Here is a 23,059-nt window from a genome sequence, read left to right as displayed (position 1 = left end):
CTACGGAAGCGGTGGCACAGCAACGGGGGCGACGACGAACTGATTGCGGCCTGCGGCCTTGGCTGCGTACTGCGCCTCGTCGGCGGCCTTCACCAGCAGCTGCAGGGTATCCGCGGCGTCGGGGAACGTCGCAACACCGACCGAGCAGGTCAGGTTGTCGATCATCGCGTTCTGACCGTTCTTGCCAGGGACAGTGATGCACAGGCCAGCGACGCGCCGGCGGACGCGCTCGGCGAGCTTGGCGGCATCGGCAGGGTTCGTGCTGGGCAGCAGGATGGCGAACTCTTCACCTCCGAGACGCCCGACGATGTCGTCGGCACGGGTGGCCCGCTGCAGCTCGGCGGCGACCTCTTGGAGGACCTGGTCGCCGGCATCGTGGCCGTGGGTGTCGTTGATCGGTTTGAAGTAGTCCAGGTCGACGTAGAGCACGCTTAGCGCAGAGTTGGTGCTGGTGGCGCGCTCGAGTTCTTTTGCCGCCATTTCATGCCAGAACACCGCGTTGACCAGTCCGGTCTTGGCGTCGGTGCGGGCGGCGGTCTGGAACTGACCGGCCAGCAGCCCTTGGTGCAGGCCGAGGAGAGGGGCGAGCAGGACGGGGATCGCCCAAGGCTGATGCAGCAGAACGATCGCGGTTGCCGCGCCTAGTCCGAGCGAACCCAAACCAACGAAGTGGTCGTTGAGCCGGCCGACCATCTGGCGGGCGGTGGTTTCTGGGCTGGACAGCAGCACGGCGCCGATGACAAGGCCGTAGTTGACGAACCAGTAGGCCAGTCCCGCCAGCACGAGCACGACCAGTCCGACCGGACCTGAGGGAAAACCCGGATAGCCATCAGGCGACAGCGCCTGTATCACCAGCGCTGCAGCCGCCGAGCCGAGTACCACGGTGGCGGTCGTGAACACGAGCCGGTAGGCCCGGACCCGGTTCAGCCGCAGCCATGAGTGCAGGTAGGTCGACACGATCAGCGCGAACGCCAGCGGAGGCGGCAGCAGGAGGACCGCGGCGAAGGTCCACATGCCCTTGAGATTCACATACGGCAGGCCCTCTGCGGCAAGCTCACGCAGCCGCTCGGTCCCCCGGGCCGCCTCGATGTGAACCGCAGAGCCCACCGCGAGGATCGCGAAACGGATCAGATCCGTCTGTCCGATCGGGTCGACGCCGGCCGCAATAGCCGGGGCGGCCAGGGCGAGGACGTCGACAGTCAGGACGTAGCCGAGCAGGACAGGCGGGATCGACCATAGTTCCCAGTTGCGCAGCGCGCGCGACCGGTCCGGGCGGCGACGGCCGGGCCGCCGATGCCGGATACTGAACATGGAACAACCCCCGCCTCACGTAGGTCCCCACCGCCAGGGTAAGCGACTCATCACCGAATGTCACCGTCACTGGCGATGCGGAGAGCCCCCCTTGGGAGGAGGTGCCTGCTCATGCGTAACGGCGAATGGCACTGACGATCCCCCCTTTCCTTCTCCGATCCGGAGCAAGTTCGCTGAGCTCAGGCCGGCGTGTGCGCACGCTCTGCCCGGGTGAAACCCGTGGCCGCACCAGCCGCGGCGATCACGCCGAGCACGCCGGCCGCCGCAACGACATGAGCGGGCTGCCACCGGTCCGCCGCCATCCCGGCCAGCAGGATCCCGACCCCCTGCGCCACGATCATCACGGTGCGGGCCAGGCCGAACGCCTGGCCCCGCTGTGCGTCCGGGACGCTCTGTACGAACATCACGTTCGCCTGCAGCTGGTAGGCCGAGCAGACCCCAGACACGAACCACAACAGCACCGTCACCACGAGGCCCGGCTGGGCGAGACAGCCGATCAACGGTGCGCATGCCCCGATCGACAACGGCCGGATCAGCCGGATCCGCAGCACCGGATCCAGCCGGGTCACCAGCACCATGCCCGTGACCGTGCCGGCTGGGTTGGCCGCCAGCAGGACCCCGACTGCAACCGCGCCCGTGACTGGGCCGTTGGGCAGCGCGGCGGCGTACGGGACGGCGAGACCTTCGACCGTGATGTAGAACCCCATCAGCGACGCCAGCAGCACCAGGTACCGCAGGCGCCGGTCCCCCCAGACGAGCCGCGCACCCGCCGCGATCTGCGTCAGCCACGACGGTCGGTGAGCCGGGTCTCCATCGAGGAGATAGTCGCGGATCCCGAAGCCAACTAGCGCGGCCGAAACCGCGAAGGTGGCAGCGTCGACCAGCAACGTGCGGTGCGCGCCGAGAGCAGCGACGAGAGTGCCGCCGGCAACGAATCCGACCACCTGTGCGAACTGCGACGTCATGTTCGACACCGCGCTCGATTTCACGTACTGCTCGCCGGTCAGGATCGACGGCAGCAACGCTGCCCGGGCCGCCTGAAACGGCGAGGCGAAGAACTGGACCACCACCAGCAGCACACAGAGCAGCCACAAGGGCGTACCCGGGATTGCCATCACAGCAACCAGCAGCATCCGCGCCAGGTCGCACACCACCATCACCCGGCGCCGCGAAAACCGATCCGCCAGCCCCGACAACAGCGGCCCGGCCACCAGATCGGGCAGGAACGTCAACGCGTACGTCAACGCCGACAGCCCAGCCGATCCGGTCCGGTCGAACACGAGAACTGCAAGCGCCACCCGGGCGAGTTGATCCCCTGCCACGGATGCCAGCTGCGCGAACCACAACGCACGGAATTCCGCGACCGCGAACACGTCGCGGTAGGTCGCCTTCGGTTCTGCTGGATCCTGACCAGGCTGCGGGGCGGGCCGGCGAGTCACCGATTCAAACTACCCACAAACCACGTTGTGCGCGATCGCAGGCCGATCCGCGGCTGGAAGGATCGCTGCGGCTTGCGTCCCCAGGACCCGTCGGCGTGGTGACTCAAGACGAAAGCCGCCGGAAGCCGCAGCGCGGACGATCAGCAATCTGGCACCTACAGGGTCGCCCAGACCCACGCGGTCTTAGCCCGGCGAGTAGTTCCTCATCACGCTCCTCTGTCGTGCCTGCCGTCGTCGTGATGACCACCCACAACGCCCGCAGCCGCAGTACCTCCGGTGGGACATCGTTGCGTGAACATCGCGTCCCGCCACGTTCCAGCATCAGCCCAAGCCCTCCCCTGCCCCCTCTATCGCTGGAGGCCCCGGAGATGTTTCACCATCAGCGCTGCACAAACCGGCAATGCCTCACCGGTTGCGGATAGAAGATGCCTCGGCTCGAGCCGAGGTTGCGTGGTCATCTCGTCGGATCCTTTGCCGCGGGCAGTTGTGGACCGGCATGCCGCAAGGACCTGGCGCAGGCAGAAGGATTCTCGGCCGCTGAAACACCGGCCGAAGCAGACCACACGAACCTGGCATGCTGACGTCGCGCAGCCTCGGATCGGCTGCGGTGAGCCGTATGGCAGTGGATTGGGTGAAAATGAAGCGGTTCTTCGAGACTAACGCGGCTAAGTGGAAGTCCCCGTACGGGAAGCTGCACGTCTACATCGTCGTTCCCGAGGTTGTCCGGCGGTACGTCGCGGAGTATCACGATGTTATCCGCGAGCGTCCCGCGCTGATGTCGGTCCAGAGGCCAGAGTGGATGCATGTGACCGTGCAGCTGATTGAAGCGCACGTGGCCGACCTGGCACCACAGAATCTGACCGCACTCAAGGAAGCGCTCCACGGCAGCCTGGCCGACCTGGCACCGTTCGACCTCACGATGAGGCCGCCAGTCATGGGCGTGCACGGAGTCACGCTGCGGACCGCCTACCAGGTCCCGGAGTTCACCGAGCTGGTCAACCGCACCCGGTCAGCCGTCGACCTGGTGCTCGGAGCCGATGCTCTGCACCCGAACGGCGCACGGCAGCGGCCACACGCAAGCCTTGGCTACGGCCTGACCGACGGCGACTCGGACCCGATCCTTGGCGCTGTCAACGCGCTGAATGCCGACCGCGACCCGGTCACCTTCACCGTCGACCAGGTCGCTCTGCTCGCGGTCGACCAAGACCCCGAAGAGGGTATCTACACCTGGAAGGTGCTCGACACCATCGACTTGACCGCGCCGGCCCCGTAGCCAGCCAGCAGGGTAATTAATCCCCGCCAGAACAAGCTCGTCGGGACACCCTGCCCGTCCCAGTGCGTCACCACCACGCCCAGCCCGTAGGCCTCCGGCAACGGTGCCTCAGGCACGAACAGGTGCCGCGGCACCTCCATCATCTCCTTGTCAGAGCGGAGCGTCCTCGGGCGTCCCAGCCATCAGCGGACCCGTGGTCGTCGCCTCCGACCCGCTCGCAGCGGAGGCCAAATTGTCGGGATGCCACACCAGCCACTTCCGCTCGACCTGCTCCACCAGGTCGACCCCATGGTGCCGCGCCATCAGCACCACGTGACACAACACATCGGCCAGCTCGGCGCCGAACTGGTCGTCGAGCTCCTGCTGCGTGTTCCCCTTGGCCCTAGCCTGGCCAGTCCGCATCAAGAATGCCTGGGTCAGCTCGCCGACCTCCTCCTGAAGCTTCAGGAGGAACCACGTCTCGTCCCGCCTGAACCCATGCGCACGGGCATAGCCCTGCGAGATCGCCTCGACATCATCGCCCAGCCGCATTAGATCCATACAGACAGCGTAGGGATGGACCTAACGGACTGGCGCGCAGGTCAATCCCCCCGCCAGCGCTCGGTCCAGCACCACTCCCCACTTCAGCTGGGAACCGACTGCTTCGGGCGCTAGACGCCGCAACAAGTGCACAAGCTGGCCGGAGTTGTGACTACGTCACTGCACGGACGCGCCGCCCTGCCTCGAGGTCATTGCGTGCCCAGCGCTGAAGATCTGGCCACGTGATCCGAAGGGGACCGGTTGTCGTCGAGATTGCCTGCCAGAGACGATGGTTGACGTCGCGGTGGCTCTTGGTGAAGATCGCGAGCTGGGTGGCAGGGATGGGGGCGATGACGCGTTCGAGCAGGTTGAGATAGGTGCTGATTGCTGTGTTGCTGGTGGTCCCAAAAGCGAAAGACCTTCCGCCGGGATTGACTCGTACTGGGGTGATGCGTGGCCGGCCAATGCTGATCGGGGTGACGGCCAGAAGTAGCGTGTGCTCGCCCGGCGAGTCGGCGACGAGGACGGTCTGGTCGGTCCACCCCTGATCGGTGCCCTGGTTGGTATTGGGCCAGTCGACAACGGCCCAGTGCGGCGCTCCTGGTGTCGCTGGAGCAAGCACGACGACCAGGTCCTGGTCGTGCGGCGGCGACCCGGTACCGGGGTCAACGGCGGAATAGACGGCCTCGACAGTCTTGTCGCTGTGACCAGTGATGTCGAGTAGCCGCCGAACCCGGCGCAGGGATGACGCCTGCGAGTTGTCGACTTGGTGCAGTCCGGCAATCCAGGCCTCGGCGAATGGTCCTTGCAGGGGTGCCGCGAACGGTCCGCGCATGAGGTGAACGTGCTGGCAGTCGGCCATGCTGGGTGCGAGCCGGCGGACTTGTTCTCGTGCAGCCTGGATGGCGACGTCGAGAAGCTCACCGCGTGCAGGTTGGTCGCAGGCCAGCTTGGCGGACTCGGCAAGCAACGCGTCATACTCGGCCGACACGAGGTCGAGTACGCCTTCGGACGTCTCGGTGTCGGCCAGATTGGAGGCGCCCGGCGGCAGGTCAAGGTCGATCGCAGGTATCGATGGCTGACAGGCCAAATACCAGCCGGGACCGTTGCGCAGACTACTGAGTGCTGGTGCGATGGCGTCGAGCTGCTCGCGGGTATCGCGGATCAGCACCTGCGTGGTTGCGGGGAACAGACGGGCGAACTCCCGTGGTGGCGCGGCTGACGGGTCCCAGGGCTGACGTAGTGCCAGCTGCATCCTGGATCGCGCGTTCTCCAGGTGGGAGAACGGTGCGGTGACCACGAATCCAGATTCCCTGTCGTCCCGGGCGTCACGGGTAATGTTCTCCGCGGTCAGCGTCCCGTCGATCCACACCGGGATAGGACTCGCCAGTACGACGAACCACAACGTCGAGAGATCGGGGCGACCGACCCACTGCGCGACAGGTCGGCTCCTACGGACCCGAGAGCCAAGGCTGGCACGGCGCCCGCCTTCAGAACCGGGTGGGACTAGCCGATACATATCGACAACTGGGGTCGGACCGGATCGGTACCAAGGCCCAACTTCGGTGCGCATACCGAGGCCGTACCGCAGACCGCGCCCTTCGTCAAGAGTGAGGGCATCGCCCGGAGGCAGAGTGATGGGCTGCGGCACGATGACGAGCGCGTCTTTACATAGCTTGGCAGGAAGGAGTCGTTCAGCGTAGGCCGCGATTGCGTCCTGGTCAGCCGTCGCTGGCGCCACCGGTTGCAGGTAGACGATCTGGCTGCGGGAACTGTGCCACTCGATCACATAGAGGTCGACAGGACCGTTGTCCGTTGTGATCGTTTCAATTCCTCGACGGACTCGAGTCGCGGGTTCTAAAGGTCCGTCGTCCCGGCGCGCCGCTTTGAGTCTGGCCAAGCCCGTCCGACTGGACTGGCCAGGGTCGTCCGCGTCCTCCAGGTTCGGCCGTCGGAACGGCCACAACGCCTCTGAGCTAGCGGGCCGTCCGGTTTGGATGCACCAGCTGTCGACCGTGGCAGGTCCCCACAAAGGGTTGCCTCGGTCGTAGTCGTCAGGCTGAGGGATGGTGTGTCGCGCGAACGAGTACATCTCTCGCACCTTCGCCAGGTCGAGACCTGTTCTGTCGGCGACTCCCTCCATCGTCAATAGCTGCCATCGATGCGCAGGTCCCGGCACGGCGACATCTCCTTGGAACTGTTCGACGATCCCGAAGTTCACGGGCCAGCTCACTACGATGCCGCACCCGGCTCTGCAACAGCGACATCTGCGCGCCGAAGCTTGATCGATCTGATGACGAAGTCAGCCGCCTGCCGGACAGCTCCTGGATCGCTGAAGTCAGCCAGGAAGTAGGCCCCGCCTCGGCTCCTTGCCGCCGCTGAGCAGCAGAACTTGAACCGCCGTCGTGCAGCTCCAGGGGTGAGTAGCAGCAGTGCAGCCGCCGGCGGTCGACCCCGGGGTTGCTAGCTGGCCTAGTGCCACGGAAGTTGTCCTACGTTGTGTGGGACAACTTCTGACCCCTGCCGGCTCCGTCGATCTCGACATCACCTAGCCGGTAGGTCTTCGATCTGCCATTGGCAAGCGGTTCAGCCGGTGACGAGCTGTTCGGCCAGGAGCGTCACATCGCCGGCACCGACCAGGACGATCACATCATCGGTCTGTGCCTCGGTGGTCAGGTCGCTGGCCAGGTCGGCCCGGTCGGTCATGTAGCGGAAGACCGCGTCAGGCAGTGCGGCCGCAATGTTGAGGCTGGACACGTGTGTCCATGCGGCGGGGTCTTCTCGGGCAGGGTAGACCGGTTCGAGGTAGGTCAGGTCGGCCAGTGTGAGGGCCTGGGCGAACTCGGTGGTGAACTGCTGGGTCCGGGAGAACAGGTGCGGCTGGAACACTGCGATCACGCGACCGGTGGTGACCGATCGGGCGGCCTGCAAGACCGCGGCTACCTCGGTCGGGTGGTGGGCGTAGTCGTCGAACACCCGGGCGCCGGTCACGGTCTGGCCGCGGAGTTCGAAGCGGCGCGCCAGTCCGGGGAAGGTGGCGAGAGCTGCGCGGATGGCGTCGGCGCTGCAACCGAGCTCGCGGGCGACGCGGACGACAAGGGCGGCGTTCTCGGCGTTGTGCCAGCCGGGCAGGCTCAGGTCGTAGGTCTCGCCGTCGAGCAGGAACGAGGCGGGCTTGTCGGTGCGTCCTGGTACGGCGACCTTCAGCTGCGGGAGTCGCTCAGCGAGGTCGTCGGCCGCGCTTTGGGATCCAATGGTGAAGTCGGCGCTCTTGGCGAAGCGGGACAAGACGTCGGCGACGTCGTCCTTGGATTCGTAACCGGCGGCGTCACCAACGTGGTCGAGATCCACGTTGGTGACGAGTGCGATGTCGACGTCGTAGTCGAGCAAGCTGCGGTCGGATTCGTCGGCTTCGATGACAAGCAGGCCACCGGTACCGGCACGGGCATGCAACGCGGGCGGGCGCAAGAGGCCGCCCACGATGTAGGTGGGTTCGAGCCCGGCGTGGTCGAGCACGTAGGCCAGCAGCGCGGCGGTGGTGGTCTTGCCGTGGGCGCCGGCGACCGCGATGGTGCGGTTCATCCGGGTCAGCTGGGCCAGCAGCGCGGAGCGGTGCAGCTCGGTCAAGCCACGCTGGTGCGCGGTGACACGTTCGACGTTGTCTGGCCGGATGGCGCTGGAATACACGACCTCACCGGCTGCGGGCAGGTGGTCGGCCGACTGGCCGATGTGCAGGTCGATCAGGCCGGTGCCGGCCAGGGAGTCGAAGAAGATGGACCGTTTCGCGTCGGATCCGGACACGGTGGCGCCGAGCTGGGCGGCGACGAGCGCGAGACCGCTCATGCCGCAGCCGCCGATACCGACGAAGTGGATCCGGCGCCCGGACCAGGGCAAGGACCCGTCGAACTGCTCACCCACTGCGGACACAGGTCTCCTCTGGTGTGTTCTCATCCGGCGTGTTGCCGGTCCGGCTGGTGTAGTGCGGGACAACGTGGATGTGAGCGTGATCGACGGTTTGGCCGGCGACATCCCCGATATTGATCCGGACGGTCCACCCGTCCGGCCGGTAGTTGGCCAGTAGGTGGGACCGGGCGGAGTCTACCAACGCCCACATCTCAGCCTTGACATTCGGGGGCACGGCGAAGTAGTCGCCCACGTGGCTGAGCGGGACGACCAGGAGATGGCCCGGTGTCCGGGGATACGCGTCGGCGACTACCGCGGCGGTCGCCGAGCGAGGCAGTTCGCTGGGCTCGGCGATCCGGGTGCAGAACGGGCATGGATCGAGCGCTGGCACAGGGATCCGTGGACCTGCCCCTGGCCGTTGCGGGCTGTTGCGGTGGGCTGAGTCGTCAGCTGGCCACACGTCCGGACCTGTTGGCCGCGTCACGAGCGTGCCGCCGTGCCGCACGGCACACAGCTGTCGGCGTCGCTGACCTGCAGGTTGCGGTGGATCTCGGCGAACACGGGCTGGCTGGTGTCGTACCCGGCAGTGACGTACACCTGAGGCGCGGCCTCGCTGACGCCGGGCGCAGCGATCTCTCCTGGGCTGTTGACGGCCTGGGCGGAGCCGCCGATGTGGTGGATCAGGTCGACCAGGTCGACCGCGGACGCCGGGTATTCGGCACCGCCATGGGCGGTGGAGGCGTCGCCGACGGGCAGCACGTAAACGAAGTCGGCCTGCGCGGCGGCTGCGGCCCACTGGGCCAGGTCGCGGCGGTTGCGGCGGCCCCACGGCGAGATCACCGCGATGATGGGCTGGCGGGGATGGCACTGGCGTAGCGCGGCGAGCAGGCTGGTCAGCTGCACAGGCAGCCGGGCGTTGTCGTCGTACACCGACAGGCCTGGTGCGGTGTGCACCAGCGACATGCGCCGCTGCGGCAGCCGCGCGAGGGCCAAGCCTGCCCGGATGTCGGCATCGCTCAATCCGGCGTATCGGGCAGCGACGACAGCGAGCGCGGCCGCGGTGGCCGAGTGCGGCCCGGTCAGCGGCACCTCGAAGGTGTCGCGGCCCTGTGCGTGGCGCAGCGAGAACCGGGTCGAGTCCGGTGTGGCATGGTCGATGCTCAGCTGCCAGTCGGCCCCGTCCTGCCCGATGGTGTGGGCGGCACGGTCGATCCCGAGACCGTGCTGGTTGAGGACGAACGCGGCCTCGCTGGTGGTGACGACGTGCTCGAGGGGGCCGGCCGAGACGTCGATTAGCGTCCGCAGGGACTGGGCGAAGCCGGCGGTGCCGTCACCGAAGTGGTCTTCGTGGTTGGTGGTGAGGTTCAGGATCAACGCGATCTTCGGCGCCAGGGCCAGGTAGGCGTCGCGGTACTCGCAGGCCTCTGTGACTGCCCATGGCCCGGCGGCCAGTGTGGCTCCGCACAGGGTGGTGTCGACGTCGGCGCCGATGTAGCAGGACGGATCTGTGGGAGCGAAGACCGAGGTGGTGATCGCGGCCGCGCTGGATTTGCCGACCGATCCCGCCACGGCGATCTGGTCCTTGCCGTGCCGGGCGAACACGTGCTGCACGAACTCCAGCCGCTGCAGCGTCACCGGCCGCCGTGCAGGGGCGGCCGGGTCGGCGGCGATCGCGGTGCCAGGCGTGAGGTCGATGCTCGACGAGGCGACCACAGCCTCGACCCCGTCAGGGATTTCGTTGCGTCCGGCCATGATCGTGGCGCCGGCAGCGCGGAGCGCCGCGGTGCGGTGGTTCTCGATCAGGTCGTCACCGGTGACGTCGTAACCGGCCTGTAAGGCAAGGGATGCGGCCGGGGCGATGCCTTTGCCGCCGATCCCGGAGAAGTGGATCTTCGCGCCGGGGTTCAGTCGAGTGCGCATATCGAGGTCAGCTCCCCTGTGGCGTGCAGCCGGATGTAGGTGTCGAGGTCGGTCACGGTGTCGATTTCGAGCCAGCCGCCATGGACCGGGACACCGGCGAGGTGTTCGCCGGCATCGAGCCACCGGGTCAGCCAGGTCGTCATGTCCCACAACCCCGGCGACGGTGCGGGTGATCCGTCGAGTGGTTCGGTGCGCAGCGCGTCGCGGTACAGCCCGAAGAACCGGTCCTGGGCCGAGCGGTCGATCCGGATCAGGCCCATGAACTGGCCCTGGACGTCGTCGACCGTGGCCGCGGGTTGCCCGATTTCGGTGATCGCCCAGTCATCGGTGCGGCGCAGTGATTCCGCGTCGGCGAGGACGTCGTCCATGCGGTGCTCCCACAGGCGGCGCCAGTCGGTGTTGACCGCGATGCTGACCCCGTCGTGGTCGTGGGACAGGAGTGCCTGCAGTACGGCGGGTTCGAAGACGATGTCGCTGTAGGCGACGATCACCGATTCGGTGAGGTGGGCGTCGGCCTGCAGCAAGCTGAAGGCGATGCCTGTCGTTTGCCACCAGTCGTTGTGGACGACACGCAGCCCGCCGGTGGGCAACTGGTCGGCGCGGTAGCCGGTGACGGCAGTGATGCGGTTGATGCCGTGGGCGTGGAATTGCTCGACGGTGCGCTCGAACAGGGTGCGGCCGGCCAGCTGCACCATCGGTTTCGGTACGTCGGTGGTGGCGTCGCCGAGGCGGGAGCCGCGCCCGGCGGCGAGGATGACCGCTTCCATCACAGGCCTCCGATGATGTGCCGAAGGGTTTGGTTGGCGAATCCGCCGGGTGCTTCGCGTTCGGGGTGCCACATGAGTCCCCACTGCCTTTCTGCTGGGTGGGTGAATGCTTCGACGGTTCCGTCGTCGGCCTGCGCTAGGACCTCGATCGCGGCCGGGAGTGGGTGTCTGGGGATGACCCAGTCGTGGTGTGAGGCGACCTCGAACCGCGGCGGCCAGGCCCACGGGGCCGGCGTGGTGGCGAGGGTGCGGATGCCGTGCACGGTGCCGCCGTGGCCGCCGCGCCGGTGCAGCTGCACGCCGAGCCGGGACACGAGCAGCTGCGCGCCGCGGCAGATCCCCAGCACGGGGATCTCCCGGTCGCGGGCGTACTCGATCGCGGCGAGCTCGGCTTCGTCGCGTTGTGGGTGCGCATCGGTCGCGCCGGGCAGCGCGGCCAGGTCGTTGCCGCCGGACAGGATCAGCAGCCGGATCGGTACCGCCCGCAGAACTGAGCGCATCGCCTGCAGGTGGTTGGGCAGCGGCAGCGCGGTGAGTTTGTGGTCGGCCAGCCGCTGGGCCCAACGGTGGTCGAGATAGTCGCCGGTCTCGGCGCGGTGCGGCACGGTGACGACCCGCTGGGTGATGCCCACGAACAGTGGCCTCACGAGACGATCTCGATGGTCTGGGCAGCACAGTCGAGACGTACGACGTGCGCGGAGGCCAGTTGGTCGTAGATCGCCTGGCCGACGCCCATCGCTGCCGGGACACCGGCCTCGGCGCACCGGACCGCCATATGGGAGTTCGCCCCGCCGTACAAGGTGACGATCCCTTTGACGGGCCGGGAGAACAGCCATTCGAAGCCCGGATCGGCGCTGGTCAGTACGACGATCCCGTCCAGGTTGTCCCCGGGCCGTGGATCTAGCCGGACCGGTCCGGTCGTTGCGCCGGTACCGACGTACGTCGGCTGGCCGGGCTCGGTGGCGAAACAGCGCACCTCGAGCGGATCGGCCATCGTGGCCGGCAGATGCACCCGCTGGGTCACGGCGTAGCGTTCGCGGCGCACCTCGACCCGGTCGCGCAGCCGGGCCGGCGACAGCGATCCCTCGCTCAGTCCACGCACGTCCCCGAGACGCCAGAACGCCACATCGTCGGGTGTATGCCCGAGCTGGTCACCGGCCTGCAGCAGACCGGTGAGGATGTCGCTGATCCAGGCCGACAGCTCGAACTTGCCCAGCTCGCGGGCCCCGATCGCTGACCGGATGAACCCGGTCAAGGCCTTGGCGTTGTACTCCAGACCGAGCCGGTTCAGTTCCGCGGTGACCGTTTTCGCGGCCGCCGTGAACAGGGGCCCGTCCGAGTCGAGCCTCATCCCCGGCGCCGGGTGGTGGGTGTCGGTGACGAACGGTCGCAGGTACAGGTCGGGGGCATCGCGGTAGCGCGGCGTGGCCGGGTCGTAGGTACCTGGACGCAGGTCCCCGTAGACCTGGACGAACACCTCCCAGTCGATGGTGCCGCGGGCAACAGCCGCGCCGTCAGCCCGCAGTCCGGCCGAGACCGTGCTGAGGGACCGCATGAACTGGTCGACCGAATCCGGTGATGCCAGACCGGTCGTAAGCGCGCTGCGGGTGAATGCCGTCGCGAGAAATGCCGCCCTGGCCGTGTGGGCGAACGGCACCGCGATGGCCTTCTGGATCCCGGTCAGTAGCGCGTCGACCCGGCGCAGCGGATCCGCCGCGTAGCCCTGCAGGCACATCGCCCTGCGGGCCGACGCCAGCTCGACCTGCCAAGCGTCCCGGGCGAACCGCCGCATCCCAGCCACAGTGATCGCGGACAGCGCGCTCCGTAGCTCGCTACGGTGCACGGCGAGCAGGTCCGCGTCATCGGTGAGCTGGTCTAGGCGGTCGTCGAGGTCGAAGGTGGCCGCGGTGGTGGCGACGTCGAACTCGATCCGGTCATGCAGATGCGGCATCGCTGCAACGTGATCGAGCTGATGGGCCACGATGCGGCGCGCGGCCGCGAAGGGAAGCGATGCGGGAATAAACGACAGCAGGCTCGCGCGCACATCGATGTAGGGCTGGCCGGCGAACTCGTGCAGCAGCCGCACCCCGCGCAGATCGCGGTAGCCGTACTGGGCCCGCTGGATCGCCCAGGACCGGTTGGTGATCACCTCCCGGTACAGCGACATCGCCAAGGGGCGCGGCCGCTGGCCGATCATCTCGGCCGGGTTCCAGTCGGCCATGTTGCTGAACCACGGCGGCAAACCGAGCAACTGCGGATGCCCGTTGCGCTGCTCAGCGGCGAGGCGGTGCGCGCAGGTCTCGACCGCCCTGGCAACGGCCCGATCCGACGCCGGCGACGGATGGTCTGCGAGCACCAGTGGCCGGACCTGCAGCAGGTGAGTGCGGCGGTCGGCGTCGACGAGCAGCTCGAGGTCGAGCTCGTCACTGCCGGTCGTGTTCTGAACGGCTTCCACAGTGCGCATCAGCTGCCGCACCAGCGGCGGTATGTTCGCCGCCGGCTTGCCATGGGCCAGGTACCAGGTGCGCGGTGCCGTTGCGCGGCCGGAAGTGACGGCGTCGCTGGTACCGGAGACCTCATCCACAGCCAGCACGTAGTAGGGCGCACCGGTCGCGGCGACGCGGGTGGTGACGACCGCGGCCGCCGCCACCGCGTCGATGTAACGCTGCACAAACACGTAACTGTCATCACGGTCGTCGCCGTACGAGCTGAACACCCGGTCGATCGCGGCCTGCAGGACAGCGGAATCGGCGTGCTCCGGGACCGCGACGCTGTCGTACCTGCCAGCAGCCGAAGCTTTCGCGGTGTCCTCACCGGCGGCCGAGCTGCGCACGATCAGAGCACCGCCCTGATAGGTAGCGGCGAGAAACCCGGTCACGACCGGACCCCGCGTCCGCCAGTTGCCGCGCGAAATGAGATGGCCCACGTCGATGCTCGCCGTCGCGATGAGTGGCGCCAGGTGCCGCAACGTCATCGCCTTCGTGGACAGCAACCTGGGTTTGGTGTCAGATGTCATGTGGTCCCCCTGAGGTCGTAGTACGGCGATTGCCCCAGCGCGAGGCCGATCGCGACGCCGATCAGAATCAAGTCGGTCAACAGGAACTCGTGGATCGCCAGCAGCCGCCGCCATCGAGGACATCGCGAACGGCCGCTGCCCGGAAGACCGGTGTGCGGGATCTGCACACCACTTGCGACCTATGCACTGATGGACGCAGAGTGAACCCATGGCTGCGCAATGGCATGAGCTACCGGAGGCGCAGCGGGCCGCCCGCCACGGCGATTACGGCACGCTGCTGAAACTGGCACGCACGGCGCTAGGCCTGACCCAGGCCCAGGCCGGGGCGATGGCCGGCTGGTCCGGCACGACCATCTCTCGGTATGAGACCGGCACCCAGCGCTTGACCGATGTGGCGGTGCTGCGGCACATGGCGCGGCTATTCGCCATCCCGGCATCGCTGTTCGGCCTGTCGGTTCCAGGTTCCACCTCGGCGGTGGATCCGGCCGATAGGGTGCACTCAGAGATGGAGGACGGTGACCACGTGCTGCGACGCGATCTACTGACCGGGATGGTGGCCGTTACCGGCGCGGCACTGCTCCCGGTTTCCGCACTGGCTCAGCAGCGGATCGTCGCCGACCTGGATGACCTGCTGTTCGGCTCAGCAGGACCAAGTACCGGCCCGGTCGGCCTTGACCGGTTGTCTGGGATGCTGGCATCGGCCAAGCACGACTTCGCCGTGTGCCGCTACCGTGAGCTGGCGGTCAAGTTGCCGGGTCTGATCCGGACCGCCACCGCGACCTGTGACGCCCAGCCCCACGACGACCGCTCAGCTGCCCGGACCCTGCTGTCAGACGGGTACGCCCTGGCAACCGAAGTGCTGACCAAGCTGCACGAAAACGGGGCGGCCTGGGCCACCGCAGACCGGGCGGTGCAGGCCGCTGCCGCAGCAGGCGATCCGCGAGCCCTTGCCCGCGCCCAGCGCTTGGCCGCGATCGTGCTGCGCCGCTCCGCCCACCGCGACAAAGCCCAAGACGTGGTGCTGGACGCGGCCCGCCGATTCACCGAATCGACAGCGTTGGCACAGCCAGGTGACGCCGGCTTCTACGCCTCGATGTTGTGCACAGCCTCCTACACCGCGGCATTGACAGACAAGCGCCAAGCCGCCTACGACCTGCTCCAAGAGTCCCGCCGAGCCGTCACCGAACACGGCGGTTCCACCTTCGGCAACAACGACATCAACCTTTACGGCATCGGTGTGGCCCGAGCACTGGGCGACTTCGGCCAGGCGGTGACCTATAGCCACCAGGTCCGCCGCGACCTACTCGGCCCCCCGGAACGGCACGCCAGGTACTGGGAAGACACAGCCCTAGCCTGGTGGGGCCGCGGACGAGCCGACGGCGCCTTCCAGGCTATGCTGCACGCCGAACACGCCGCCCCCCAGGAAGTCCGATACCGGCCATGGGCACAGCAACTCACCAACCAACTGCTGGCCACCGGGCAGACAGTAGGCCTGTCTGGTCTGCGGGACTTCGCATCTCGCATCGGGCTCGCTGCCTGACCGGGCAGCTCCTCCCCCAGCACGGCACACCCGCCGCTCCCCCACCTTCGGCTCCATATCAGCGGGACATTCCCGCGAGCTGGTCCTCACGGGCGGGGACGCAATCGGCCCGTGAGGCCAGTTCATTAAGTCGCGGCGTTCTTGGCCGTGCCAGGCGTGTCCACGCTGACGTCGTACGGACGCTCCTCCACGAAGCCCTCACCCGGTCCTCCTATGACGTGCTTCTCCCGACTCCCGCCTTCACCGTCGGCGATGCACTGTCGTGCGGGAGCCCGCATCCTGACCCACCACCAGGAGTCTGCCGCTGTGCCTCACGTCCACGACGTCCCTATGTGTCGCCAGCTCATCGACGCCGCCGAATGGGACCTCCACGGAGGCTGGGCGCTCGGAGACCGCGCGGAGTGGTCCAACCGGGCCTGCGGCATAGCAGCAGTAAGGATGATCCTTTTCGCCTACGGCCAGCCAGCCCCCACAGTCACCGAACTGCTGAAGCTGCCCGTCAGAAACGATGTGTTCACCCCGCAAGGTGCCCTCCACGCCGGACTGGCCGACCTTGCAACCAGCTTCGGGATACCCGGCAGGGCCGAGCCAATCGCCGCCGTCGACCTGGTCAGGCGGATCAGCGACGCTCCGATGATTATGCTCTCTCGGCACCAGCCGCACTTGACGAACGCCTCTAAAGGAGACGGCGTCCAGCCGGCTTAGTCCGGGTCGCCGTCACGACCTGCGGTATCCGAGGCGCCGTCGTGTTTCCAGATCTCATGCATCCTCGCCTCATTCTCCTCGAATGGCTCCATGCCCATCGCTGCCCGCCGCGCCGCCAGACCGTCAGGATCCTCGATCGGCTGCACTTCCAGACCCTGGCCGCGATCAATGAACTGGGTACCGTACAGCTGAGCCTTGCCGGCGTTGGTCCGTACTCGATCGTCTAAATAGGCGAACAGTTCCGAGGTTGCTTCCCCCGCCGCCACGGCCTCCTTCATCCGCTGGTGAAACGTTCGCTGATGTTCCAGCTGCAAGTCCGCGTGCTGCGCCAACAGCCACGCGTTGGTGGCCGCTTCCTCACCAATCTCGGACATCCGCGGCCAACCCTGCTCAGTGACGACCTCGAGGAGCCAGCGAGTGTTGTCGGTGTCTACTTCCTTGACCACATCCCACAATTCGGTTTGAGGGTCGTCTGACCAGCCGGCCACGGCGCTGCGGGCTTCCTGGTCCAGCGCCGCTCGCCGCTCGAGCTCGGCCCGCAGTTCGCTACTGTCCATCGGCACGGGGCCCCTCCGCGTTCCACTCGATGAATACCCCGTCGTGTGCGCTTACCCGCACCGTACCGCCTCTGCGAAGAATCGCGGGCTGTTCCAGTTGCACTGCATCACCGTTGGCGGCCGCGACTCCCCGGGCGACCTCCGCGACGAGGTCCGGAGATCCTTTCTGTACAAGGTGACCTGCGAAATGCGGCACCACGAGGTGACCGGACCACAGCGTGCTCATCATACGAAGACGATCTCGCGGAATTGATCGCGAATCCCCATGAGCGGGTCGCGGTCGCGTGTGTAGTACAGCTTGTTCGTCAGCAGCGTTGCCCACCGGCCGAGCGAGGGCGAGATCCACATTGCTGTACCGGTGAAGCCGTAGTGCACCCAGACATCCTTTCCCGGGGCGCTGCCGCGTGCCGGCTGCCAGAAGAGACCACGCGGCGGAGTGAGGTCGCCGGTCTGGACCGACAGCGACGCGGTCACCCACCCGGCGCCGAAGCCGCCAACCGGGATACTGGTTGCCTGCAGCATGTACTGCAGGAATCGGCCCAGGTCCGCGGCGGTCGAGAAGCTACCTGCGATGCCGCAGGCGCCGAGCAACCGTGCGGAATAGTCGTGAGGCGTTCCCTTGATCCGGACGCCGGCATCAGCGTCGAACTCGGTCGGTGCACAACGCGCCGCGATCTCGGGCGGAAGTGGCCCGAACCGTGTGGTGTCCATTCCGAGCGGACCCCAGACCCGGTCCGTTACGAGACGATCGAGTGGTTGCCCCGACAGGTATTCGGCGAGGTAACCGAGGATCAGCGCGGCCCGGTCGGTGTACTCGACCGCTTCGGCCGGCGGCCGCTGCAGTGCCTCGGCCAAGGCACCGGCCCTGATTGCCGCGGGGTCGGTGCCGTAAAGGTTCTTCAGGTTTGCCCGCAGCGGAAGCCCCGCTGTGTGGGTCAGGAGCTGGTGGGCCGTCACCTGGCCCAGCGGGTGCCCCGCGACCTCGGGCCAGAACCCGTCGAGCCGCTGGTCAAGCTGCAGCTGTCCTGCCGTGACCTGCACACCGATGGCTGCCCACACCGCGAGAACTTTCGTCAGGCTGGCTACGTCGAAGACCGTGTCGGGCAGCATGGGGTCGTCCGGTTGCGCGGGATCCAGAACGCCGACCACTCTTGCGCTCCGGACGCCGTCCAGGTCACCTACGCTCCAGACCGCACCGGGGTAGGCCTGGTCGCGATATCCGGCCTCGAGAAGCTCCTCGACGCGGTCAGTGCTGAACATGCAGGTGTCCTATCCGCAGTGGGTGGTCGCACGGAATCACCCTAATGATTGAGACAGCCCACTGGTTGCGGCCTCGCCGCCCGAGAAGTCCCTGTTCCTAGCTGGGCCTGGGGGGCGCGCGTGATCCGTTGAACAAGCCGCCACAACGCGCGAAGAGCCAGCAAACGTACGGCCGCGGCCGCCGCCAGCAGCGGCAGCGCGGCGTTCTTCGAACCGTCCACCCGCACGGTACCCGCAAGCGGCCGGGCAGATCGCACAGTCACCGTCGTACGTGGCTGAGTCTGCAGCTCGAGTGTCACAAAGCCTCCAAGTCGGGCGTGGGCGCCGAATTCGTTGGTGAGCACCGGCGAGTCATGGCCGATCGGTCAGCCGGATGCTGGAAGGAAGGCGGGTCCGCGTAGTGCGGATCTTCGGGTGACGGTGGCCGGTCAGGGTCGCGTACAGCCGTTTGGGCCGCCGCCAGGCCGAACAGGGCTGAGGCGAGCACGATGAGCAGGTCCAGGATCCATAAGTCACCCGCCGCGAGGAGGTCGTGAATTACCACTGCGTCGGCCGCATGTCAGGCCATCTGGACACAGCGGTGTTGGCGAGGACTACCGCTAATGCCGCGGTCATCTGGTCTGTTTCCCGTTTGCTCGGTGATGTCACGAGCGCTGCTCGGTGCCGTCGGTCAAAACGTGAGCCGTTGCGCGAGCTGATTCCGTGGAGGGCGACGGGTGATCCGAGCCGAATCCGTCCTGGGGACACGTCGGTGACGCTGGCCTGAGCCACCCACGGACTCGCTTCCTGAATGACAAAAGGGCCCCGCGCCTTTTGATCCGGAGCCAAGACGAGTGCGCGGTGCCCGGTGGGTGAAGGAGCTTGTCGAAGTCGCCGTCGACAACGCCCTGCATGAATGCCTGGATCTCGGCGGGGGTGAAGGTCAGGATCGGGCTGGCTCCCCCGAGCTTGCTGTCCATGATGGAGATCCGGCCGTCATTTTCTTGCCGGGCGTAGACGCAGTTGTTGCTCGGATTGCTTGCGCTGGCCTTGATCCACTCAGACGAGGGTCGCCAAGTCATCGTGTCCGGGCTGGTCATCTCTGCTGTCCTTTCAAGGTGCGTTGGGGCACCGCGCAGCGGCTCGACGCCGCCCCTACCGCACTCACCGGGTAGGGACGGCTGGGCCCCGCCGGGATCCCGTCCGATCCCGAGGTGGAACGGCGGACGACCGCACCCACTGGCGCAGCCCGGTCGCCTGCCGGATTAGGAGCCCCGTCCGTGCGACCTACAGGGGAAGCGGCCGCGGACAGGGACTTTGAACGCGGGACCGGCCATCGCGCGCATTTGAGGAAGCGCACCCGCTCTGACGGGTGAAGGCCCGGATCCGCAGCATCAGGACTCTGGCTCTGCCGGGGCCAGCGGTACTGGGTCGCTGGTGACCTTCAGACCGGCGAACCGACGGCCCATCGCGGATGCGTACCGGTCGGCCAGGTCCGGTACGGCGGTGTAGTCAGCGATGACATGCTCGCCGAACCACACCCGGACCCAGACCCGCTTTTGTGTGGAAGCGGCGGCGGTCATGGGAGGTCCCGCGCTTCGCGGTCGATGTCGCGGACGATGAGCACATACAGGCCGATCGCCGCCACGTAGAGCATCTCGAAGTTGATCATCGCTACTCCCCAGGTGCGGATGAAGTGGATCCACGGCCCGGACGGAGGATGCCGGCCCGTGGTGGTGTTGCTCCATCACGAAACCGCAGGTGGCAACGGCATTTCTAGCGGCCAGGTGCTGCCTACTTGTTGCCTGTTTCGAGCCGTGTTGCCTTCCTGTTGCCTTTCCCGGAATCGCTTACAGACTTGAGGATTCGGCGACAGTTGCAGTGAGCAAGGACAGCACATCGACCCGCCTCCGCTGGGCGCGCGGGACGGGTCGTGAAGGCGAGCGCGGGGCTAGCCGGTGCGGGCCAGGAGATCGGTCGCGGCGCGCGCTGAGCGGTACGGGCGGAGGGCGCGAGTGAAGTCATCGAGGGCGCCGGTCGGCCGCGCTGAGTCCAGGCCGTCGAGCTGATCCAGCGCCTCGCCCGCGGCGGCACATGCGGCGTCGACGTCGCCGAGCCGCAGGTGCGCGTCGGCCGAGCGGACCAGATAGAGCGCGTTGTCGCGGACGTAGCCGTCGGCGGCGTACGCGCTGTCGCGGGCAGCCGCGAAGTAGTCGAGCGCCTTCTGGGGATCGTCGAGCTCCAGGGCGGACGAGGCCGCGATCATCTCGATCTCCCCCGCGGACATCCAGTACGCCCAGGGTGGAACGTCGTCACTGGATGCTGAGTCGAGTGCGGTCCTGGCGGCGTCGAGCTCGCGGGCGCAGGCCTTGCGCTGGCCGGCCTTGGACAGGGCGCGCCCAGCTCGCATGTGCAGCATCGCCCGGACGGTTGGGCTGGACCGGGCGGTCTGCGCCTGCGCCGTGCGGACGAGGTTGACTGCGTCTTGCGGGTCCCCGACCGAGTAGGTCTGGATCGCCATGAACGCCAACACGTTCGCGCCGGTATCGGTGTCGCCGGCCGTCGCTGATGCCCGCAGTGCCGAGATGTAGTACGACTGGGCGGCCGCGTGCTGGCCGGCGTCGAAGTGCAGCCAGCCGCAGATCCGGCCCGCTTCGGCTAGGGCGGAGAAGAGCCGTCGACCGACGACGTCGTCGTACACCGCTTCGTCGGCCAGATGGCCGAGCAACGTGAACTCTGCGGCCGCGAGCTGGCGCAGCTCGCCTCCCCCGAGGGTGTCGTCCAGGCGCCGCAGGTCGTCGAGGCGTTGCTCCAGGCGGTCCAGCAGGACCGGTGTCAGCGGCCGGCGCCCGATGTGGATGCCGGTCGACGCGTCGGCGTCGAGAGCACCGGACCACTCGCCGCCGAGCGAGGCGAGCAGCGATCCGGATGCGATGAGGAACCCGCGACGATCCATCGAGCCTCCCTGCGCGGAAGCGGCGGTCGAATCCACCGTACCCGCAGGGGTCCAGGGTGAGTGGAGAACGGCGTGGTCGTGGACCACGCTCGACGGATCCTGTGCAACTGACAGCCACTGCGGCCACCCCAGTCCCTCGGCGATGTCGACCGGTACGCCGTGCAGATGCGCCATCGCGTGCTGCACCGCCCGGGTCGGCGCGGCCACACCCGACTCCCAGCGAGCGACCTTCTCCCGCCGGACCGCCATCTCGCCGTACCCGAGGCTGCGGTGCTCGGCAGCGAGCAGCTGGAGGTACTTGGCGGCCGACACCCCCATGCCAGCGCGCAGCGCCGCCAGCGGATGCCGATACACGGTCTCCACGACCAGCTCCTCCCCGAACTGGATCTCGCACAGCCGCCGGATCGGCGGATGCCCTCTTGACGTAGCGGCTCGCGCTCGCTATGTCACTCATTGTGCTGGACCGGAATAGCTCAGATCCGCAGAGTTTTTGCGGATTCCGCACCCGGTACCGCCGTACCGAGAGACAATGGGAGTGAGCGAGCAAAGAGGAGTGCAATGACCGCCGAGACGACCGGGCAGCGCATCGCTCGCGCGCGCAAGCGGCGCGATTGGTCCCAAGCAGAGTTCGCCGAGAAGCTCGGCTACTCCGTCAGCTGGGTCAGCCAGGCTGAACGGGGCAAGATCCCGCTCGATCGGTTCAGCGTTCTCGACCGGGTCGCGAACGTGCTCGGTGTCGAGATGATCGAGCTGACCGGGCAGCCGTACCGGCACGCCAACCCGGAACTCGACTCCGGCCACAACGGCATCCCGGCTATGCGGCTGTCCCTGCAGCGCGCTCTGATGCCGAACTTCGGCGATCCTGCCCGCGCGCCCCGGCCACTGGCTGAGCTTCGCACCGAGGTGATCACCGCGGAGAAGCTGCGCCAGGCCGCGGACTTCCAGACCCTCGGCGGCATCATGCCGGCACTGGTCGACGACGTCGCGGCCGCGCTCCGTGCCGCCGACGGCGCGGCGCGCGACCAGCTCGCCGAGCTGTTCGTCCGCGTCTGCCACATCGCTCGCGTCACCTCGGATCTGACCGGCCACCACGATCTGGCCTGGACCGCCGTCGAGCTCGAGGTCCGTACCGCCGAAACCCTCGGAGCCCCGGCGCCGATCGCGGCCGCCAACTGGGACCTGTGCGGGGTATGGCTGCACGCCGGCGGCGACGCGCTCCGCTCGGCCAAGGCCGCCGCGCTCGACAGCATCAATGCGCTGGATCCGCACGTCGGCCGCGACGCCACCCTGACCGCGCTGTGGGGAGCGATGCACCTGCGCGCGGCTGTCGTCTCCGCCCGGATGCTGGCCGCGACCGACGTACGCGACCACCTGGCCCAGGCGCGAAGGGTCGCCTCCGCCAGCGGAAACGCCTGGCAGACACAGTTCAACGCGCCGAACGTCGCCCTGCACGCGCTGGAGACCGCGGTCGAGCTCGGCGAACCCCGCGACGCCCTCGGCATGGCCGACCAGGTACCCATCGAGGCGATCACCTCGGCCGAGCGCCGTACGCACTACTGGACCTGCCGCGCCCGCGGGCTCGGTATGGCGCACCGCGACGACGCCGCGCTCGACGCGCTGCTGCAGGCCGAACGACTCGCCCCCGCCCACGTCCACAACCGGCCCATGGCCCGTGAACTTGTGCGCGATCTGCTCAGCCGAAGCCCCCGCCGTGCACCAGAACTGCGTCGGCTCGCGACTCGTATGGCCCTGGCGACCTGACCAACAAGGTGGTCTACGACAGTTCGGTGATCCGCGGCGGGTGATTCGCGGGAGGCTGATTCGCTCAGCGCGATCTCCCGCAAGCCCCGGCCAGGCGCGCCGGTACTTGCCGACCTCTTCGGGATCCCCGGACGTGCGGAACGCCGAGTACCC

General features: G+C 67.6%; 21 protein-coding genes. 4 read left to right on the top strand and 17 right to left on the bottom strand.

Going from position 1 to position 23,059, the window contains the following annotated elements; genetic code table 11:
* Together OG394_RS29260 and OG394_RS29255 are read right to left on the bottom strand one after the other, a co-directional pair.
* The gene (locus tag OG394_RS29260) at window positions 1-1,311 is read right to left on the bottom strand and encodes a GGDEF domain-containing protein (RefSeq protein WP_328990329.1); all 1,311 of its coding nucleotides are present in this window, start codon (window positions 1,309-1,311) and stop codon (window positions 1-3) included.
* Between the two features lie 179 nt (window positions 1,312-1,490).
* Window positions 1,491-2,750, bottom strand: coding sequence for an MFS transporter (locus tag OG394_RS29255; protein ID WP_328990328.1), 1,260 nt, complete (start codon window positions 2,748-2,750; stop codon window positions 1,491-1,493).
* Between the two features lie 637 nt (window positions 2,751-3,387).
* On the opposite strand from OG394_RS29255, the gene OG394_RS29250 reads away from it, so the two are divergent.
* A complete protein-coding gene (locus tag OG394_RS29250; protein ID WP_328990327.1) occupies window positions 3,388-4,023 on the top strand; it encodes a 2'-5' RNA ligase family protein in 636 nt (211 codons plus the stop codon).
* Window positions 4,024-4,173: 150 nt separating this feature from the next.
* Here the strand turns inward: OG394_RS29250 and OG394_RS29245 are convergent, their stop codons facing one another.
* The 9 genes from OG394_RS29245 to OG394_RS29205 form a co-directional block, all read right to left on the bottom strand.
* Entirely contained in the window at window positions 4,174-4,563 is a 390-nt protein-coding gene (locus OG394_RS29245; RefSeq protein ID WP_328990326.1) for a pyrophosphatase, read from the bottom strand.
* A 151-nt stretch (window positions 4,564-4,714) separates the two neighbouring features.
* A complete protein-coding gene (locus tag OG394_RS29240; RefSeq protein WP_328990325.1) occupies window positions 4,715-5,842 on the bottom strand; it encodes a hypothetical protein in 1,128 nt (375 codons plus the stop codon).
* 1,286 nt (window positions 5,843-7,128) lie between these two features.
* Window positions 7,129-8,469, bottom strand: a complete 1,341-nt coding sequence (gene murC / locus OG394_RS29235) for a UDP-N-acetylmuramate--L-alanine ligase (protein WP_328990324.1) — start codon at window positions 8,467-8,469, stop codon at window positions 7,129-7,131.
* The gene (locus OG394_RS29230; RefSeq protein ID WP_328990323.1) at window positions 8,453-8,836 is read right to left on the bottom strand and encodes an HIT family protein; all 384 of its coding nucleotides are present in this window, start codon (window positions 8,834-8,836) and stop codon (window positions 8,453-8,455) included. Before OG394_RS29230 ends, murC begins: the two co-directional genes overlap by 17 nt.
* A gap of 89 nt (window positions 8,837-8,925) precedes the next feature.
* Entirely contained in the window at window positions 8,926-10,365 is a 1,440-nt protein-coding gene (locus OG394_RS29225) for a Mur ligase domain-containing protein (protein ID WP_328990322.1), read from the bottom strand.
* Entirely contained in the window at window positions 10,350-11,132 is a 783-nt protein-coding gene (locus OG394_RS29220; RefSeq protein ID WP_328990321.1) for a phosphocholine cytidylyltransferase family protein, read from the bottom strand. The genes OG394_RS29225 and OG394_RS29220 overlap by 16 nt, the downstream gene beginning before the upstream one ends.
* Window positions 11,132-11,779, bottom strand: coding sequence for a gamma-glutamyl-gamma-aminobutyrate hydrolase family protein (locus OG394_RS29215; protein WP_328990320.1), 648 nt, complete (start codon window positions 11,777-11,779; stop codon window positions 11,132-11,134). The genes OG394_RS29220 and OG394_RS29215 overlap by 1 nt, the downstream gene beginning before the upstream one ends.
* Entirely contained in the window at window positions 11,776-14,148 is a 2,373-nt protein-coding gene (locus OG394_RS29210; RefSeq protein WP_328990319.1) for a PEP-utilizing enzyme, read from the bottom strand. Before OG394_RS29210 ends, OG394_RS29215 begins: the two co-directional genes overlap by 4 nt.
* Complete coding sequence (locus OG394_RS29205; protein WP_328990318.1) at window positions 14,145-14,315, bottom strand: hypothetical protein; 171 nt, start codon at window positions 14,313-14,315, stop codon at window positions 14,145-14,147. The genes OG394_RS29210 and OG394_RS29205 overlap by 4 nt, the downstream gene beginning before the upstream one ends.
* Window positions 14,316-14,356: 41 nt before the next feature.
* Here OG394_RS29205 and OG394_RS29200 point away from each other — a divergent pair, with 41 nt between their 5' ends.
* A complete protein-coding gene (locus OG394_RS29200) occupies window positions 14,357-15,688 on the top strand; it encodes a helix-turn-helix domain-containing protein (RefSeq protein ID WP_328990317.1) in 1,332 nt (443 codons plus the stop codon).
* Between the two features lie 125 nt (window positions 15,689-15,813).
* Here the strand turns inward: OG394_RS29200 and OG394_RS29195 are convergent, their stop codons facing one another.
* Complete coding sequence (locus OG394_RS29195; protein ID WP_328990316.1) at window positions 15,814-15,966, bottom strand: hypothetical protein; 153 nt, start codon at window positions 15,964-15,966, stop codon at window positions 15,814-15,816.
* Window positions 15,967-16,126: 160 nt separating this feature from the next.
* Between OG394_RS29195 and OG394_RS29190 the strand changes: the two genes are divergently transcribed.
* Window positions 16,127-16,393, top strand: coding sequence for a hypothetical protein (locus tag OG394_RS29190; protein WP_328990315.1), 267 nt, complete (start codon window positions 16,127-16,129; stop codon window positions 16,391-16,393).
* Here OG394_RS29190 and OG394_RS29185 read toward each other — a convergent pair.
* The 5 genes from OG394_RS29185 to OG394_RS29170 form a co-directional block, all read right to left on the bottom strand.
* A complete protein-coding gene (locus tag OG394_RS29185) occupies window positions 16,390-16,950 on the bottom strand; it encodes a DUF6624 domain-containing protein (protein WP_328990314.1) in 561 nt (186 codons plus the stop codon). The two genes, OG394_RS29190 and OG394_RS29185, sit on opposite strands and share 4 nt — an antisense overlap.
* Before the next feature lie 225 nt (window positions 16,951-17,175).
* On the bottom strand, window positions 17,176-18,210 hold the full coding sequence (locus OG394_RS29180; RefSeq protein ID WP_328990313.1) for a serine hydrolase domain-containing protein: 1,035 nt from the start codon (window positions 18,208-18,210) through the stop codon (window positions 17,176-17,178).
* 644 nt (window positions 18,211-18,854) lie between these two features.
* Window positions 18,855-19,271 (bottom strand): DUF397 domain-containing protein, encoded by a 417-nt coding sequence (locus OG394_RS40150; RefSeq protein WP_442914313.1) that lies wholly within the window; start codon window positions 19,269-19,271, stop codon window positions 18,855-18,857.
* 312 nt (window positions 19,272-19,583) lie between these two features.
* Window positions 19,584-19,772, bottom strand: coding sequence for a hypothetical protein (locus OG394_RS29175; RefSeq protein WP_328990312.1), 189 nt, complete (start codon window positions 19,770-19,772; stop codon window positions 19,584-19,586).
* A gap of 368 nt (window positions 19,773-20,140) precedes the next feature.
* A complete protein-coding gene (locus OG394_RS29170) occupies window positions 20,141-21,508 on the bottom strand; it encodes a hypothetical protein (RefSeq protein ID WP_328990311.1) in 1,368 nt (455 codons plus the stop codon).
* Window positions 21,509-21,703: 195 nt separating this feature from the next.
* On the opposite strand from OG394_RS29170, the gene OG394_RS29165 reads away from it, so the two are divergent.
* Complete coding sequence (locus OG394_RS29165) at window positions 21,704-22,906, top strand: helix-turn-helix domain-containing protein (RefSeq protein ID WP_328990310.1); 1,203 nt, start codon at window positions 21,704-21,706, stop codon at window positions 22,904-22,906.
* Window positions 22,907-23,059: the final 153 nt, after the last annotated feature.

It is taken from the genome of Kribbella sp. NBC_01245, from assembly GCF_036226525.1.
GTDB lineage: Bacteria > Actinomycetota > Actinomycetes > Propionibacteriales > Kribbellaceae > Kribbella.
This window is presented reverse-complemented; position numbering and strand designations above follow the sequence as displayed.